The following is a 16953-nucleotide window of genomic DNA, read 5'->3' as shown; positions in this document are numbered from 1 at the left end:
AGGAAAAATTCCTAGTCACTTTTTTAATGCCATCAATTAATCTTTATCTTCGCTTGATTTAAGCATCTTCTTTAATACTTTTACTAAGCCTAAAGTTTCATCTTTGCTTAACATCCCTGTAATTGTTTGATCAGTATCTTCACGGTACTTTTCAACCTTCTTGCACAAATAGATACCTTTATCAGTTTCAACGGCCGTATTATCTGAAACAGTGATCAAATTCTTTTGTTCAAGCTCAGAAATTAATTGCTTAAGCTTTTCATCAGTTACATGAATTTCTTTAGCTAACTTGCTAAAAGACTTACCATTCTTATGATGACGTAATTCAATTAAAACTTCAAGTTCATTAGCACTAATACCGAAGCTCTTTAAATCGTCATCCATTTATTTTTCAACTTCATTACTGATCTTAGTCAGAAATAAGCCAATTCTACCTTCTGCCATCTATATCTTCCTTTTAAATTCACAAAAAAGCAGCATTACGCTGCTTTTTAGTCTATATTAAAGGTTTTCATCCATGTTGAAAGTTAACTTAGACATGTTGATTGAGTCAATTATCATTTGACCCCATAACTTTTCAGTTTCTTTACGAGTATGAGCAACAGTCTTTTGGTTTTCCTTAGTTAAGAATTCAGTCAATTCTTCGCCTGATTTACCTTCTGAGTCCTTAATAATTTCTTCAACACGACCTCTAAAGTAACGGTTAAGTTCAGTAAGGTAAGTGGTGTCAAGCTGTACAAATTGTGGGTAGTGACTTTCCACAAGTGCAGCAAATGACTTGTAGTACCACCATGCATCATTCATGTTGTAGTCCATTGAAGTGTTGTTAAATGAAGGATCAGTATCGTTCATGTTAGCAAAGAATGGAATGAATGGAGTGAATGTTGGACCACCGATACATAACCACATAATTGCGGCACGATCTTCTGGAACATCGCTTCTAATTTGCAAAATGTGGGCGTTTTGTGTACGGTTCAAACCAATTGGACGGTAGCGGTGCTTTTCTTCATCAGTACCCTTACCAAATGGATCGTATGGAGTATCTTGGTAGTGTGAACCCAAAGCAAATTCGATATCTTCCTTGGTGATCTTCTTAGCAGCCTTACGGATGAATGGAATGTCACCATCTTGTGGGTCTTGTTCAATTTCTGGGTTGAACAACTTTTGGATGTACCATTGACGGTTAGTGTTGTAGTGACGGTCTTGTTCAGTGTAAGTACCGAAGATGTGACGGAAGTTCCAACCTTCGTGATCTGGGTTCAAATGATGTTCTTCAACGAATTCTTGAATACCTTCACTCCACATGAAGTAGTCAGGATTATCGAAGTCAACTTGTTCAATAGCAACACGGTTACCAGTTGCAGCGTAGCAGTCATCTGGGATACGTTCTGCTACCCAGTGGTGACCAGTAACAATTTCCATGTACCAGATTTCGTCTTTGTCACTGAATAAAACTGAGTTACCTGCAGGTGAACCATACTTAGCAATTAATTTACCCAAGTACTTAACACCATCACGAGCTGAGTGAATGTATGGCAATACTGAAGTTTGCATACAATCTTCGTCCAAACCATCCTTAACGAGTGGATCGAATGCTAAAGTTCTTTCGTTACCGTAAGTTGATTCAGTACATGACATAGCAACGTTTTCTTGGTTAATGCCACTTTCATCGTAGTAACCACGGTGCTTGTAATCAACATTAGGAACAGCTGGAACACGTTGAGCATCTTCTGGAAGATCCATTTCAAACTTGTTAAGCCATGACTTAATGTGTTTCTTTTCACCATGACGAGCTGGTTCAATAATGAACTTTTGTGGGGTAATAGGACGAAAAGTATCGTCGTTACGAGCAATCATAGTAGTGCCGTCGATTGATGCTTTCTTACCTACCAAAATAGTAGTACAAGCGCTATATTCTTTCATAAAATTCTCCTTATTAATATAGTATATACTCTAACTTTATCACTAGACTAAGCCATGGAAAAGACCAATAGCATAATTTGCGGCATCAAAATCTGCCAAATCTTCTGCCTTTTCGCCTAAACCAACTAATTTAACTGGTAACTTCATTTCGTTACGGATTGCTAAAACAACCCCACCCTTTGAAGAACCGTCTAGTTTGGTTAAAACTAATCCTGTTAACTTAGTAGTTTTGTCAAAGTCCTTAGCTTGCAAAAGGGCATTTTGTCCAGTTGAGCCATCTAATACCAACAAGGTTTCAGTTGGTTGATCAGGTAATAATTTCTTGATCGTTCTTTGAATCTTTTCAAGTTCGGCCATCAAGTTCTTCTTATTTTGCAAACGACCTGCTGTATCGACCAAAAGATAATCAGCTTGTTCTTTAATGGCACGTTCAGTTGCATCATAAACAACTGAAGCTGGGTCAGCCTTTTCTTTACCAGTCACTACTGAAACACCAACGCGTTTGCCCCATTCTTCTAGCTGTTCAACCGCACCGGCTCTGAAAGTATCTGCGGCAGCTAAAATTACTGATTTACCCTCATCCTTAAAGCGCTTAGCCAACTTACCAATAGTGGTAGTCTTACCGGCACCGTTAACACCTACAAAAAGATAAACATTAGGCTTATCATCCGGATTGTAAGCTAACTTTTCGTCTTTACCTTGACCGCCCTGATCATAAAGGTCAACCAATTTTTCAACGATTACTTGTTTCAAATCATCACGTGATTTTGCATTTTGCAATTTAGCTTCTTCACGTAATTCATCAGTCAATTGTTCAGCTGTCTCAAAACCAACATCTGATTCAATTAACAAATCTTCAAGATCGTCAAAGAAGTCTTCATCAACTGTTCTGAACTTAGCAAAGAAGGCATTTAAACGAGCACCAAAACCTTTATTGGTTTTTTCTAGGCCTTTTTCATAAAGCTTTTCTGGAGAATCTTCTTCAGTTTCTTCCTCTGATGATTTTTCCGTTTCAGTATCAAATTCTGGTCCACTTACAGACTCTGTTTCAGAATTTTCATCTACTGATTCAGGTTCTTCTGATGAGTTTTCTTCTTCAGCTGGTTGTTCCTCAGGTTCTTCTTTTTCTTCTGATTCGATTTCAGCTTCAGAGGTAGTTTCTTCTTCGTTTTTATCTGAAGAAGTCTCTTCTTGCTCCTCAATTGATTCTACTTTTTCAGGTTCAGTAGATTCTTCCGATTCCTGTTCTTGCTTTTCTTCCTCTTGCTTGGGTTGTTCTTCTTTTTTCTCTTCTTCGTCTTCATCTTTTTTACCAAAGAGAGATTTTTTAATTCGATCAAATAATCCCAATTATCTCACCTCATGTTTGTTTTTCAGTTCTTTTAATGATACAGACAATACTTGAGAAACACCAGATTCTTGCATTACTACACCATACAACTGATCTGCCTGACGCATAGTGCCTCGTCTATGAGTAATCACGATAAATTGTGTCTTCATGTCATATTTAAGCAAGAATTGTGCAAATCGAGTTACATTTGCATCATCAAGGGCAGCTTCTACTTCGTCTAGCACACAGAATGGCACTGGATTTACTTGTAACATAGCAAATAACAAAGTAATGGCGGTCAAAGCTCTTTCACCACCAGAAAGCAAACTCAAGCGTTGTAATTTCTTGCCAGGTGGTTGCGCAATGATTTCAATTCCTGTTTCTAGTAGGTTGTTTGGATCAGTTAATTCAAGCTTAGCCTTTCCTCCACCAAAGACTACAGGGAAGATTTGTTTAAAGCTGGCTGCAACAGTATTGAACGTATTCTTAAACCGAGTTTTAACTTCTTCATCAAGCTCATTCATTGACTTCTCAAGGTCATCACGTGCCTTAAGCAAGTCATTTTGTTGTCCACTTAAGAAGTCATAACGTTTCTTTACATCTTCATATTCTTGGATTGAATCAAGGTTAACAGGCCCAATATCTTCAATTGACATGCGATGTAATTTAACGCTCTTAGCTAGTTCGTTTCTTGTATCTTCGTTATTTTCGCCTTCGGCTTGAGCAAGAGCCGCTTCATAAGTTAATGAATAGTCATCCCGCAAAGTCTCAAGACGCTGATTAATTGAACTATTAAACTTGGCAAGTTGGACTGAATAGCCTTCTTGTTCAAGAGCGGCATCTTTACGTAATTCATAATTACGACTAGCCACTTGATCTAATTGGTTAATTTGCGCATCGAATTGACCCAATTGTGAACTGAGTTCATTCAACTTAGTTTGCAATTTATCAGTTTGGTGCTTAATGTCTGTCTTTTGGTTCTTCAGATCAGTATTCTTCTTAACTGAACGCTCACTATTTTGAGTCAGAGCTTGCAATTTTTGAGTCAAATCTGCAGTTTGTTTTTGATTGTTATCAATTTGCAACTTTTTCTCATTTTCTTGACTACGCAAATTTTCTAACTTGTTGGTGTAAACAGCAATATCAGGATCTAACTTGGAAAGCTTATCCTGTACCTTTTGACTTAAGCTATTGTAATTTCTAATTTTTTCTTGCAACTGATTCATTGCAGTTCTTTGCTCTTCGCCCTGCTTAGTTAGTTGATTCTGCTTAGTTTGAGCTTCTTCAATTTGTTTTTGTAAATCTTTGATTCGTGAAGCGCGTTTTTTAATTCTGGATTCATACAAAGTATTAGCATCAGTTAAACGCTTAACTTCTTTTTCTTGGCTTTGGAAAGAAATAGCAGCTTCATTAATTGATTGGTTAGTTTCTTGCAAAGAACTTTGAAGCTTTTGTAATTCAGTATTTACTCTTTGTTCTTGTTCAATTAAAATTTCTAGCTGTTTCTGATCTTCGTCTAACGTCTTAGTCCAAGATTTAATTTGCTTTTCTAATTGATTGATCTCAGTTGCAGTTTGAAGTGGAGAATTATTACGTTGGTTTCTTTGACCACCGGTCATTGAACCACCTGGTGAAATTACATCCCCATCTAAAGTAACAATTCGGTAGCGATTAATCCGCTTAGAAATAGATAATGCAGTATCAATATTGTCTACGATGATTACACTACCTAATAAATAATTAATTGCGGCACTAATATTATGACTTGTTTTGCTTTCAACTAAGTCACTGGCTACACCTTTGAAACCTTCATATGATTCAAGTGTAGTTACGGTTGACTGAGGGATGCCATATTGACGCAAACCGTCTAATGGCAAGAAAGTGGCACGACCTGCACGATTGCGCTTCAATTGGTTAATTGCGTTTCTAGCACTAATTCTGCTATCGGTAATTAAATCCTGAACGCCGCCCCCAAGAGCAGTGGTCATTGCAGCTTCTAGTTCAACTGGGAAGGAAATCAATTCACCTACTGCACCAATTACGCCAGGAAAGGCATTCATGTTGTTTAAAACATTACGAACTCCATAGTAATAACCCTCGTGACGTTTTTGGATGTTAACTAAAGCTTCATGACGAGCCTCAATTTTTTCTAATTTTCCTCGCTCGTCGGCAACTGTCTGACGCAATTGATTAACCTTATTAGTCAAGTCGCTATTTTGATCGCCAACTTCGGCTAACTTGATCTTTTCACTCTTGCGCTTTTCAGTTAAAGTTTTTCCTTCGGCACGGAGCTTCTCGAGTTCAGTCTTTGCCTCACTTAATTGCTTTGAGACATCGCTATTTTGATAACTAGTATCGGCTTTGCTTCGCTTTAATTCAGTATTCAAGTTAACGATTTGGTTATTAGTCGTCGCTTGATCTTGAAGCAATTGAATATAATCATTTCTGCAGCTTTCCAGTTTCTTATTTAATTCTTCTGGATCTTCCTTTAATTCTGCAGTTAATTCATCACGTTGCTTTTGTAAAACAGCCTGCTTATCCTTTAACTCTGTCGCATTCTTTTGCAAAGAAGCCAAGTCTTCATTTAATTTAACCAGGCTATTTTTCAAACTCTTAACTTGATTTTGATACTCGACCTTAGTCGCATCATCAAACTGACGAGATTGCTCTGCCATTTGCAAGCTAGCATCCAAATCGGACAATTTCTTACTTAATTCAAGCAGTTGCTTTTGCGTATTATCACGCTCAGTTTGCAGTTTCTTATACTCGCCTCGTTTTTCAGAAACTGCATCTTGAGAGTCCTTAACTTCATTATCTAATTTAGATAAAAGAACTTGACTCTTCTTAGCAGACTTTTCTACATCTTCTTTTTGACGGTTGATATCTTCAATTTCAAAAGCCAATAGACTCTTTAATTTCTTGTCTAAACCTGCCTTTTGAAATTGATATTCTTTAGCCAGTGAGCTTTGTTCATGTAACGGCTCAAGACGACCTTCGAGTTCTTTAACTAAATCATTAATTCTAATTAAGTTATCTTGTGTCTTTTTGAGTTGCGTCTGTGCTTCTTCTTTTTGCTGCTTAAAGTGAAGCACACCAGCTGCTTCCTCGAAAATAAGTCGTCTTTGTTCTGGACGAGAATTTAAGATTTGATCAACGCGCCCCTGAGAAATAATTGCCAAACTATTTGGTGAAATTCCAGAATCAAGGAAAAGTGCACGTACATCGCGCATTCTTGCTTGTTGATTATTAATGAGAAATTCGCTATCACCTGAACGCAAGATTCTTCTAGTAATTGAAACTTGGTCGGCATCAAAAGCCAATTCATGATCCTTATTATCAAATACTAAAGTAACCTCTGCTTTATTCAGTGGTTTACGGTATTGACTTCCCGCAAAAATGACATCCTTCATGTTAGTACCACGAAGGGATTTAGCACTTGATTCTCCCATTACCCAGCGTATAGCTTCAGTGATGTTACTTTTACCACTACCGTTAGGTCCAACGATGCCAGTTATTCCGTCATTAAAGTGAATAGTTGTCTTTTCCGCAAATGATTTAAAACCATCGAGCACTAATTCTGTTAATGGCACTTTTTCGTCCCCTTACTCTAATTCTTTTAAAGCAGCCTTAGCAGCTTGTTGCTCAGCCGCTTTTTTATTATGGCCTTCACCGCGAGTCTTAGCCTCATCGTTGATCTTCAATTCAACCACAAAATGTGATGGCAATTGTGATTCACTAATTACTGAATATTCAATATTAACGGGACCATTTTGTTGCAAAAGTTCCTGTAAGTCTGTCTTATAATCACGTGAATCATCAAATTCACCTTTATCAATTAAAGGATAGACTGTTAGATGCAAGAAATGTTCAACTGCCGGCATCCCTTGATCAAGATACAAAGCACCGTTAAAGGCTTCAAAAACATCTTCTAGCAAAGTTTTCCGACTTCTAGCTCCAGCTTTTTCTTCACCATTTCCTAAATGAATTTCCTTTTGAAAACCACATTCAATCGCAAATTCAGAGAACCCTTCAGTTCTAACAATATTAGATCTTAATCTAGTCAATTCACCTTCATTTAATTTAGGGTAATGACGATATAAATAATTAGATACGGCCAGTTCAAGAACGGCATCACCTAAAAATTCTAGTTTTTCATAATCACGAATCCCATCATCAGGGTGTTCATTAGAATATGAAGAATGTGTAAATGCTTCTTCTAGTAGTTTTTCATCATTAAACTCAACATCATATTCGTCTTTTAATTTCTTTAAAAATTTTGTACTTACCATATAATTGCCCCTTTTATACTTAATAAATTATACCAGTTTTACTAGTAAAATTTGAATGCGAAAAAAAGACTACTTCAAAAAAATGAAGTAGTCTTTTAAGCTTAATTATTTTCTATTACTTAGCGTAAGCTATATTGTACCAGTTAGGGAAACCGTTACCCATTGAAGCTGATGGCTTAAGTGAGTAGCCAGTAAGTTTCTTGTTAACTGCAGTAATAGTGTAGCTGTTTGATACAGGAAGAACGTAAGCTTCGTCATCCATGTACTTTTGCCATTCGTGGAATTTATCAATTCTGTATTGGTGGTTGAAGGCCTTTTGTGAGTCCATTTCATCAAGAAGTTGAGTGTTCTTCTTAGTTACGAAACGTGAGTAGTTCATTGAAGCTGTTTGACTGTAAAGGTCGTTTGGTGATGGTTCACTTGAAAGTGACCATGCACCCATGAACATATCAACTGATGGGTCATCGTTTTGAACCTTGTCGTAGAATGAGTTAAATTCAATTAAACGACCGCCAGTAAGCTTAACATTCAAACCTTCCTTCTTCCATTGTTGGATGTAGTTTTGGATAATTGGTTCTTGGTTAGCATTACCACTCATAGCTGCAAGATGAATAGTCAAAGGCTTACCGTTAGGTTGTACACGGTAAGTACCCTTCTTCTTGTATCCAGCCTTGTCCAAGATTTCGTTACCCTTCTTAATGTTGTATGAGTATCCCTTAACATCCTTGTCGAAGTAGTCACCGAATTGCTTAGGAATCAAAGTAGGAATTCTAAAGCTTAAGCCGTATGAGTAACGCTTAGCAACTTGGTTAACGTTCATACCGTAACCAATGGCTTGACGAAGAGCCTTGTTGTTCATCTTAGACTTAGGGTTCATTACGTTTTCGCCCTTCTTAGCGTCCCACTTACCCACCTTAAAGCCAAGGTATGAATATGAAAGTGGAACAGTAGCAATGAAGTTAACGCCCTTAGTATTCTTAACGTTTGGCCATTGTGAGTTGATAACTTGGATAACGTCAAACTTGTGTGACTTAATACTTTGAGCAACTGAGTTAGGGTTGATTACAGTAGCGGTAATCTTGCTAAGCTTTGGCTTGCCCTTGTAGTAGTACTCGTTTGGTACCCAAGTAGCTGATTGACCACGAACAAGTTTTTGAAGCTTGTATGGACCAAAGAACAAAGGCCTCTTACGGATCTTGTCGCTTGACATTAAGTCTGAGAATTTAACGTCCTTTAAGTAGTGGTAAGGTGCTGCAGCTTCCCAGATGTAGCCGTTACCACTAGTGTTCATGCCTGGCTTCATAGTCTTAAAGTGAAGAACAACCTTACGACCATTTTCACCATCTGGCATTTCAAGACCAGAAATAGTGCTTGCCTTACCTTCGTGGTATTCTTTCAAACCTACCAAGTCAGCTAAGCTTGCAGTGTAACGTTGTGACTTAGAATCCTTGTTAGCAATAATTTCGTAAGCGTATTCGTAGTCCTTAGCAGTTACTTGCTTACCATCTGACCACTTAACGCCCTTCTTAATGTTGATAGTTGCAGTCTTGGCCTTTTGGTCAATCTTAATGGTAGCTGCACCCTTATTAGTGAAGACATAATGATCATCAGTTGAGAAAAGTGATTCAGCACCATATTGCATAACTTCGGTATCAGTTGCTGAAGTTGAAAGTTCATCATTAAAAATACCTGTGAATGGGGTATCAGTTTCAACAGCAACCTTTACAGTACCACCATTCTTAGCAGCCTTGGTTGGTACAACTGAACTAAACTTAGCAGCAGTTGAAGCTTCGTTAGCGTTTTGATTAGATGGCTTACCACAAGCTGCTAGTGTAAGGGCAACACCTGATAAAAGTGTAATGCCAGCAAAAACTTTTGCCTTTTTCATTAGTAAAAATCCTCCATAACTTGGAACAAGTTGACTTATCCATAATATCACTATTACAAAAAAGTTACAACAGCATGAAAACGGCAGGTATCTTTTTTAAGATATCTGTCGCTTTTTTATGTTAGTTATTAGATTTTTAATATGAAAGTTTATGTAAAGGATTATTTATTGTTTAGAATTTTGGAGATTTTTACTAGTGTGCCTAATTACTTAGCGTAACCTACTTGGTACCATAATTGGTGCCCGTTGTTGTTTTGTGATGGCTTAGTTGAGTAACCGGTGATCTTGTTGTTTACAGCATTGATACTGTATGAGTTGCTGGTTGGGATTACAAAGGCTTCATCGTACATGTACTTTTGCCATTGGTGGAAGACCTTTACGCGGTACTTAGTGTTAAATGACTTCTCTGAGTCCATTTCAGCAAGCAACTTGTTGTTTTCTGGAGTTACGAAACGTTCGTAGTTCATTGGTGAAGTTTCACCGTACATGCTTCCTTGTGATGGTTCAGAAGCTAAGCTCCAACCTGCTTGGAAGAAGTCGATATCCTTAGAATCGTGTTGAACCTTGTCGTAGAATGAGTTGAATTCCATCAAACGACCACCAGTAAGCTTAACGTTCAAACCGATCTTGTGCCATTGTTGTAAGTAGTTTTGAGCAATAGCTTCAGCGTTTGGTGAACCTGACATAGTAGCAAAGTGAAGTACTAATGGCTTACCGTTAGGTTGTACACGCCACTTACCCTTCTTCTTGTAGCCAGCCTTGTCCAATAATTGGTTAGCTTTCTTCAAGTTGTAGTTGTAGCCCTTGATGCTGCTGTCGTGGTATGCACCGAAGCCTGAAGGAATTAAAGTATTAACTCTGAAGCTCAAGCCTTGGGTGTAACGCTTGTTAACGGCATCAATGTTCATTGCGTAACCAATAGCTTGTCGCAATGACTTGTTGGCAACCTTGGAGTTCTTATCCATGACATTCTTGCCAGTCTTAGCGTCCCATTTACCCATCTTAAAACCAACGTAGCTGTATGCCAATGGAACTTGAGCAACCCAATTAACACCCTTGGTGTTCTTAACTTGATCCCATTGTGAATTAATTACGCCAGTGATATCGAACTTGTGACTCTTAATAGCTTGTGAAGCTGAGTTAGGGTTAACTACTTGGATTACAACCTTGTTTAACTTTGGTTTACCTCTCCAGTAGTACTTGTTTGGTACCCAAGTTACTGATTGACCACGAACAAGCTTATCAAGCTTAAATGGACCAAAGTATAATGGCTTCTTTCTGATTTGGTCACATGATTGAAGCTTGTTAAATGGAACATTCTTTAAGTAGTGGTATGGTGCAGCTGATTCCCAGAAGTAGCCGTTACCTGAGAAGTACATACCTGGTCTCATTTGTTTGTAGTGAATTACAATAGTACGACCATTTTCACCATCTGGCATTTCAATACCAGAAATAGTCTTAGCCTTGCCTTCGTGGTATTCTTTCATACCTTGAATTGATTCAAGAGTTGAATCGTAACGTTGTGCTTGAGTCTTCTTGTTTGCCAAGATTTCGTATGGATATTCAAGGTCTTTAGCATTTACTTGCTTACCGTCTGACCACTTAACACCCTTCTTAACAGTGATGGTTACTGTCTTGGCCTTACGGTCAAGTTTCATAGTTGCGGCACCTTTATTGTTAATTCTGTAATGATCATCAGTATCGAATAATGATTCTTCACCAGGTGCAGCTACACTTGAGTCAATTGCGGAAGTTGATAATTCATCTGAAAAGATTCCAGTAAATGGAGTATCAGTTTCCAATGCTACAGAAACGGTACCACCTTGCTTGGTAGCTTTCTTAGGAGTTGAATCTGGAAACTTCTTAGCATCCTTTGCTCCTTGGTTATTACTGTTACCGCTTTGACCACAAGCAGCTAATGCTAATGCGGCCGCGGAAACTACTCCAACAGAACCTAAAATCTTTGCTAATTTCATATAATTATTCCTCCATCTAGGACATCTTTTATGATTTTTATTAATAATCTTTGAATCAAGTTGATAGTTAAATAATACCACGTTATATTAGTTTTTCAATAGTTTTATGAAATTAATTTTAATTTTTATTTTATTAGAATTGCATAACTTTATTATTATGCAGGCACAAAAACAGCTCTATCAAGCGATAGAGCTGTTTTAATATATTTATTAAATTATTAATTTTCACGTTGTCTTGCGTCACCAGCACGTTGAAGAGCACGACCAACGTAGTTAATACTTAAGGAAATTACCAAAAGCAAGATAGTAGCTGGAAGCCATAACCATGGACGGTTAATAACGTTAACTGGGTCATCAGCAAATCCAATCAAAGTACCAAGTGATGGTGTAGTGGTTGGCAACCCATAGCCCAAGAAAGACAAACTAGTTTCAATACCAATGTTACCAGCAATAGTTAAAACAACGTCGATGATAATCATTGAAGTAATGTTTGGCAAAACTTCACGGAACATGATTTGTAAGTTAGATGAACCTGAAGTCTTTGATGCCAAAACGTAGTCACGATCACGTTGTGACAGAATGAATGAACGGTAATAACGTGCCGCCCACGTCCATCCGAACATCGCGATCAAGAATACCAAAGTTACAGCGTTGTAGTTAGGAATAACTGTAGTCAAAACAATGATAATTGGCATTTGTGGCAAAATTTGGATGAAGTCAACTATTCTCATGATGATGACATCAACTACACCACCGTAGTAACCAGAAACTAATCCGACTACCAAACCAACAATTTCAGTAATTACAGTAACAGAGATACCGATCATGATTGAGTTACGACCACCCATGATGAGTAGCTTCAAAATGTCACGACCACCATCATCAGTACCAAGAAGGTGACCACCTTGGCCCCAACCGTAATATGCGTCAACGATATTCATTTCAGTAATTTGTGCTCTATTCAAGAACAGTGAACCACCAAAAGTGAATAACAAAATTAAAATAATGATAATCAACGCTGTTAAAGCAGACTTAGAACGTAAAATTTCACGTACAGCCACCTTGAATCCAGAAGGTGGGAGAGTAGCCTTTGGTGTAGCGTCTTTTTTACTTGCTTTCTTTGTAGCAGTATTTTTCTTCTTATCAGCCATTTCTTCTCTCCTCCCTATTGAATTCTAATACGTGGGTCAATAATACTCATAATGATATCTGACAATAAGTTACCAATTAAAGTCAAAATACCGAAGATAAGAATCAAAGCAGTTAAAGTGGTGTAGTCACGTTGACTGATTGAGTCAAGGAACAACTTACCCATACCAGGATAACTGAAGACACTTTCAATAATCATTGAACCACTAAGAAGACCAGTAATAGTATTACCAAGGAAGGCAGCGATTGGCAATAATGAGTTTCTCAAAATGTGCTTATGGAAAACGACATTTTCAGGAACACCTTTACTGCGGGCTGTTCTGACGTAGTCTTCAACCTTGTTGTCAACGATACCAGTTCTCAAGTACTGAACAATACCAGTAGTAGTAATCAAAGCATACAAGATTGCTGGCAAAATCATGTGGTAAAGTCTACTGCCAAGCACACCCAAGAATCCTGACGCGTTAGCTGAGACTGAACCTGAGATTGGGAACCAACCTAAAGTAAAGCCGAAGAGCCATAATCCTAAGATATAGAATACGAACCCTGGCGTTGCCAAAGTAATGTAGTTAAAGATTTGAACACCAGTATCTTGCCATTCATCTTGGTGACGACCAGCAGTGATACCCAAAGGAATCGCAATACTATAAGTCAAGATAGTAGTCAAAAGTGATAACCAGAAGGTGTTGTTTGCACGATCGGCAATTAATGAAACTACTGGAACGTGTTGGATGTAACTTGTACCAAGGTCACCATGGAATAAGTTACCTACCCATCTACAGTATTGCACGTACCATGGATCATAAAGACCTGCAGCTCTTCTTAAAGCTTCAATTTGCTTTGGGTCAGTGTTAGGGTTGATTGATCCGCTGAATGGGTCACCAGGCATCATCTTAGCTAAAAGGAAGACGAGCAAACTCAAGATGATCAATTGAGGGATCATGATTAACAAACGACGTAAGATTGTTTTCCACATGCTTAATCACTCTCCTTTTCTTCTCGTTCTTCAATTTTAGCTTCTTGTGCCATGTCTTTTGGCAAAGCTACCCAGTGGTTAGGAGCTACCTTTTGAAGTGGGTAAACACGACCATTTTCGTCATACCACTTGCTTTGGTTTTCCTTAAATTCTCTTTCGACTTGTTCACGGCGCTTCTTGTGTTCTTCACGGTGTTCTACGTCTACCTTAGGAATTGCGGAAAGAAGTCGCTTAGTATAAATATGAATTGGGTGCTTGTAAATTTCATCACGGCTACCCAATTCTACCAAACGACCACGGTGCATAATAGCTAAGTTTTCTGACATGTGCTTAACAACACCCAAGTCGTGAGAAATGAATAAATAAGCGATGTTGTATTGTTGTTGAATGTGCTTCATGAAGTTCAAAACCTGAGCTTGAACTGACAAGTCCAAAGCACTAGTAGGTTCGTCGGCAACAATCAACTTAGGATTAGTGGCAACGGCACGTGCAACACCAATTCTTTGACGCTGACCACCAGAGAATTCGTGTGGATACTTGTAAATAGCATCACTTGGCATCCCTACAATATCAAGCAATTCTTGTACACGATCTCTTTCTTGATCAGTAGTCAAGTTTTCGAAGTTTCTGATTGGCTCAGCAATGATATCTTCGATTCTCTTTCTTGGGTTCAAACTTGACATTGAATCCTGGAAGATCATTTGAACATCCTTGTTGTAGTCAAGTCTCTTACGGTTGCTTGCCTTAGTTACGTCCAAACCCTTGTACAGGATTTGCCCACCTGTAACTTTTTCAACACCAACAATTGCCTTACCGGTCGTTGACTTACCAGAACCAGATTCACCAATTAAACCGTAGGTTTCACCTTCACCAATTGAGAAGTTAACCCCATCAACGGCACGAACATAATCAGTAATTCTGTTCCAAAAGCCTGAACGAATTGGGTAATATACTTTTAAGTCTTTAATCTGAATTATTTCTTTGCCCATATACTACTCCCCACTTGCCGCTTTTTGCGTTTCGTCTTCGCCTTCAAAATGGAAGGTCTTCCAGCAAGTACATCTTACCCAGTGATCTGGGACTACTTCGTGTACTTGTGGATTCTCTTCATGAGCGCTTGCTGGAATCCATGGGATTCTAGCAGCAAATCTATCACCCGCACGTGGCATATTCTTAAGTGATGGCACAGTACCATGAATAACATGGAGGTCCTCATCTGAATCATCAGATTGAGGCATTGAATTAAGCAATGATCTTGTGTACGGATGAAGAGGATTTTCGAAAATCGTCTTTACATCTGATTTTTCTACGATTTGCCCAGCGTACATAACAGCAACTTCATCTGCAGTTTCAGCCACAACGCCCAAGTCGTGTGTAATCAAAATAATGCCCGAGTGTGATTGCTTTTGAATGTCTTCAAGCAAGTCCAAAATTTGAGCTTGGATAGTTACATCCAAAGCTGTTGTTGGTTCATCAGCAATGATAATTTCAGGCTTACATGCGATAGCCATCGCAATAACGACACGTTGACGCAAACCACCTGATAATTCGTGTGGATACATTTCGTACATTTCTTCAGGCTTAGGCATACCTACTTGATTAAACAATTCAATAACCCGTGCATGACGTGCCTTTTCATTCATATCCGTATGGTAGTATAACGTTTCAGCTACTTGATCACCAACACGCATCAAAGGATTCAAGCTGGCTAGTGGGTCTTGGAAGATCATACCGATCTTGTCGCCACGAATCTTATTAAACAATGATTCATTCAAACCAACTAGGTTCAATTCGTTGTAAAGAATATCGCCTGTAACTTTGGTGTTTTTATGGTCATACAATCCAATAATACTTGCAGCGATAGTACTCTTACCGCAACCAGATTCGCCTACGATAGCTAAAATTTCGTTACGCTTCAAAGTCAAATTAATATCATCTGCAGCATCATAGAATTTCCCTTGCAAACGGTACGCCGTATGCAGGTGCTGAATATCTAATAATAGATCACTCTGCTTTTCCAAAGGTCATTCCTCCATTTATGGCTTTGTTCATTAAAAGCCGTTTAATCTTTTCTATTTATTTTCTAATTATAAACACAAAGCCGGTCGTATGTAAATAACGACACGGCTTTTTTTTTAAGGAATTACCCTTGGTGTGACTTGATATATGAGACTGCATCCCCAACTGTTTTAATTTTTTCAGCATCATCGTCAGGAATTTCTGAACCAAATTCATCTTCAAGTTGCAAAATGAATTCTACCAAGTCAATTGAATCAGCATCTAAATCGTCGGTAAAGCTAGTACTTTCAGTAATCTTATCTTTATCAACGTCAAAATTATCAGCGATTAAATCTTTGATCTTATTAAAAATTTCTTCTTCTGACATATAAATAATCCTCCTTTTTAATAAATCATTTTACTATTTTGAAGCAAATTCGTCTTTAAAATCTTCAACAAGTTTTTCTTTAATCATTTTATCAACTTGCTTCAAAGTGTAGTAAATCGGTCTTTCATCTGAACGTCCATGAGTCTTTACTACTGGCGCATTTACGCCAAGCAATACGGCACCACCATATTTAGCAGTATCAAACTTAGATCTAAGACTAGACAAAGATCCCTTTACCATTAAAGCACCTAGCTTGGTCATTACGCCACCATTTAGGAGACTGTCTTTTAGCAGATGCAATAACACGCTTGAAGTACCTTCAATATTTTTAAGAACGGCATTACCGGTAAAGCCATCAGTAACTACTACATCGGTGTTGCCAAGTAATAATTCATTACCTTCAATATTGCCTTGGAAATTCAATGAACTGTCTTTTAATAATTGATAAGCTTGTTGGTGAACGTCATCACCTTTATCACTTTCTGCACCATTATTTAAAAGACTGATTCTTGGATTTTCAATTCCGCGAATCTTTTCTGCATAGTAAGAAGCCATTTGAGCCCATTGCAATAAATATTCTGGCTTACTTTTAGCATTAGCACCAACATCAACCATATTAAAGCCATCGTCACTATTTTGAGCTGGCAAAGTTGGCATCAAACCTGGACGAACAATTCCTTTAATTCGACCGATGATAAAAATACCACATGATAAAAGTGCACCGGTATTACCTAAAGAAAGAAGTGCATCTGCTTTCCCTTCTTTAACATAATTTGCGGCAACTACCATTGAAGAATCTTTCTTTCTTCTGATAGCTTTAACAGGTTCATCCTCATCTGCAATAACTTCAGTTGTAGGTACAACGCCCAATTGATCATTAATCTGATCAGCTGGAATTAATTTACGCAATTGTTCTTTATCACCAAATAGTAAAAATTTAGTGTCAGGCATTTCGCCTTTAGCTTTTAAAACAGCCTTGACGATTGCTTTTGGGGCATTTTCACCGCCCATTGCATCAATTGCAATTGTTCTCATA

Annotated in this window: 13 protein-coding genes; all 13 read right to left on the bottom strand. The window is 38.0% G+C overall.

All coding sequences use genetic code 11. The features are described from left to right. Positions 1-36 precede the first annotated feature (36 nt). The 13 genes from JCM1039_RS10725 to plsX all read right to left on the bottom strand — a co-directional run bounded on the left by JCM1039_RS10725 (position 37) and on the right by plsX (position 16952). Positions 37-384, bottom strand: coding sequence for a winged helix DNA-binding protein (locus JCM1039_RS10725; protein WP_051523210.1), 348 nt, complete (start codon positions 382-384; stop codon positions 37-39). 117 nt (positions 385-501) lie between these two features. Beyond that, positions 502-1923, bottom strand: coding sequence for a C69 family dipeptidase (locus JCM1039_RS04815; RefSeq protein WP_025014870.1), 1422 nt, complete (start codon positions 1921-1923; stop codon positions 502-504). 42 nt (positions 1924-1965) lie between these two features. After that, entirely contained in the window at positions 1966-3273 is a 1308-nt protein-coding gene (ftsY, locus tag JCM1039_RS04810) for a signal recognition particle-docking protein FtsY (RefSeq protein WP_025014869.1), read from the bottom strand. Continuing rightward, positions 3274-6843, bottom strand: a complete 3570-nt coding sequence (gene smc / locus JCM1039_RS04805) for a chromosome segregation protein SMC (protein WP_025014868.1) — start codon at positions 6841-6843, stop codon at positions 3274-3276. Positions 6844-6855: 12 nt separating this feature from the next. Continuing rightward, complete coding sequence (rnc, locus tag JCM1039_RS04800; RefSeq protein WP_025014867.1) at positions 6856-7542, bottom strand: ribonuclease III; 687 nt, start codon at positions 7540-7542, stop codon at positions 6856-6858. A 115-nt stretch (positions 7543-7657) separates the two neighbouring features. Beyond that, positions 7658-9430 carry an oligopeptide ABC transporter substrate-binding protein gene (locus JCM1039_RS04795; RefSeq protein WP_025014866.1) on the bottom strand — a complete coding sequence of 591 codons (1773 nt, stop codon included), beginning with the start codon at positions 9428-9430 and terminating at the stop codon, positions 7658-7660. A gap of 206 nt (positions 9431-9636) precedes the next feature. Further along, positions 9637-11406 (bottom strand): oligopeptide ABC transporter substrate-binding protein, encoded by a 1770-nt coding sequence (locus tag JCM1039_RS04790; RefSeq protein ID WP_025014865.1) that lies wholly within the window; start codon positions 11404-11406, stop codon positions 9637-9639. 218 nt (positions 11407-11624) lie between these two features. Continuing rightward, positions 11625-12557: an ABC transporter permease gene (locus JCM1039_RS04785; RefSeq protein WP_025014864.1), complete on the bottom strand. Its 933-nt coding sequence runs from the start codon at positions 12555-12557 to the stop codon at positions 11625-11627. 14 nt (positions 12558-12571) lie between these two features. Further along, positions 12572-13531 carry an oligopeptide ABC transporter permease gene (gene opp4B, locus JCM1039_RS04780; RefSeq protein WP_025014863.1) on the bottom strand — a complete coding sequence of 320 codons (960 nt, stop codon included), beginning with the start codon at positions 13529-13531 and terminating at the stop codon, positions 12572-12574. A 2-nt stretch (positions 13532-13533) separates the two neighbouring features. Continuing rightward, positions 13534-14520, bottom strand: a complete 987-nt coding sequence (locus JCM1039_RS04775; RefSeq protein WP_025014862.1) for an ATP-binding cassette domain-containing protein — start codon at positions 14518-14520, stop codon at positions 13534-13536. A 3-nt stretch (positions 14521-14523) separates the two neighbouring features. Then, positions 14524-15552, bottom strand: coding sequence for an ABC transporter ATP-binding protein (locus JCM1039_RS04770; protein ID WP_025014861.1), 1029 nt, complete (start codon positions 15550-15552; stop codon positions 14524-14526). 122 nt (positions 15553-15674) lie between these two features. Further along, the gene (locus tag JCM1039_RS04765) at positions 15675-15917 is read right to left on the bottom strand and encodes an acyl carrier protein (protein WP_025014860.1); all 243 of its coding nucleotides are present in this window, start codon (positions 15915-15917) and stop codon (positions 15675-15677) included. 33 nt (positions 15918-15950) lie between these two features. Next, positions 15951-16952, bottom strand: coding sequence for a phosphate acyltransferase PlsX (gene plsX / locus JCM1039_RS04760; RefSeq protein ID WP_025014859.1), 1002 nt, complete (start codon positions 16950-16952; stop codon positions 15951-15953). Position 16953: the final 1 nt, after the last annotated feature.

The sequence above is a fragment of the Lactobacillus kitasatonis DSM 16761 = JCM 1039 genome (assembly GCF_000615285.1).
GTDB classification, from domain to species: domain Bacteria; phylum Bacillota; class Bacilli; order Lactobacillales; family Lactobacillaceae; genus Lactobacillus; species Lactobacillus kitasatonis.
The sequence above is the reverse complement of the archived record's forward strand: the minus strand, read 5'-3'. Positions and strand labels throughout refer to the sequence as shown.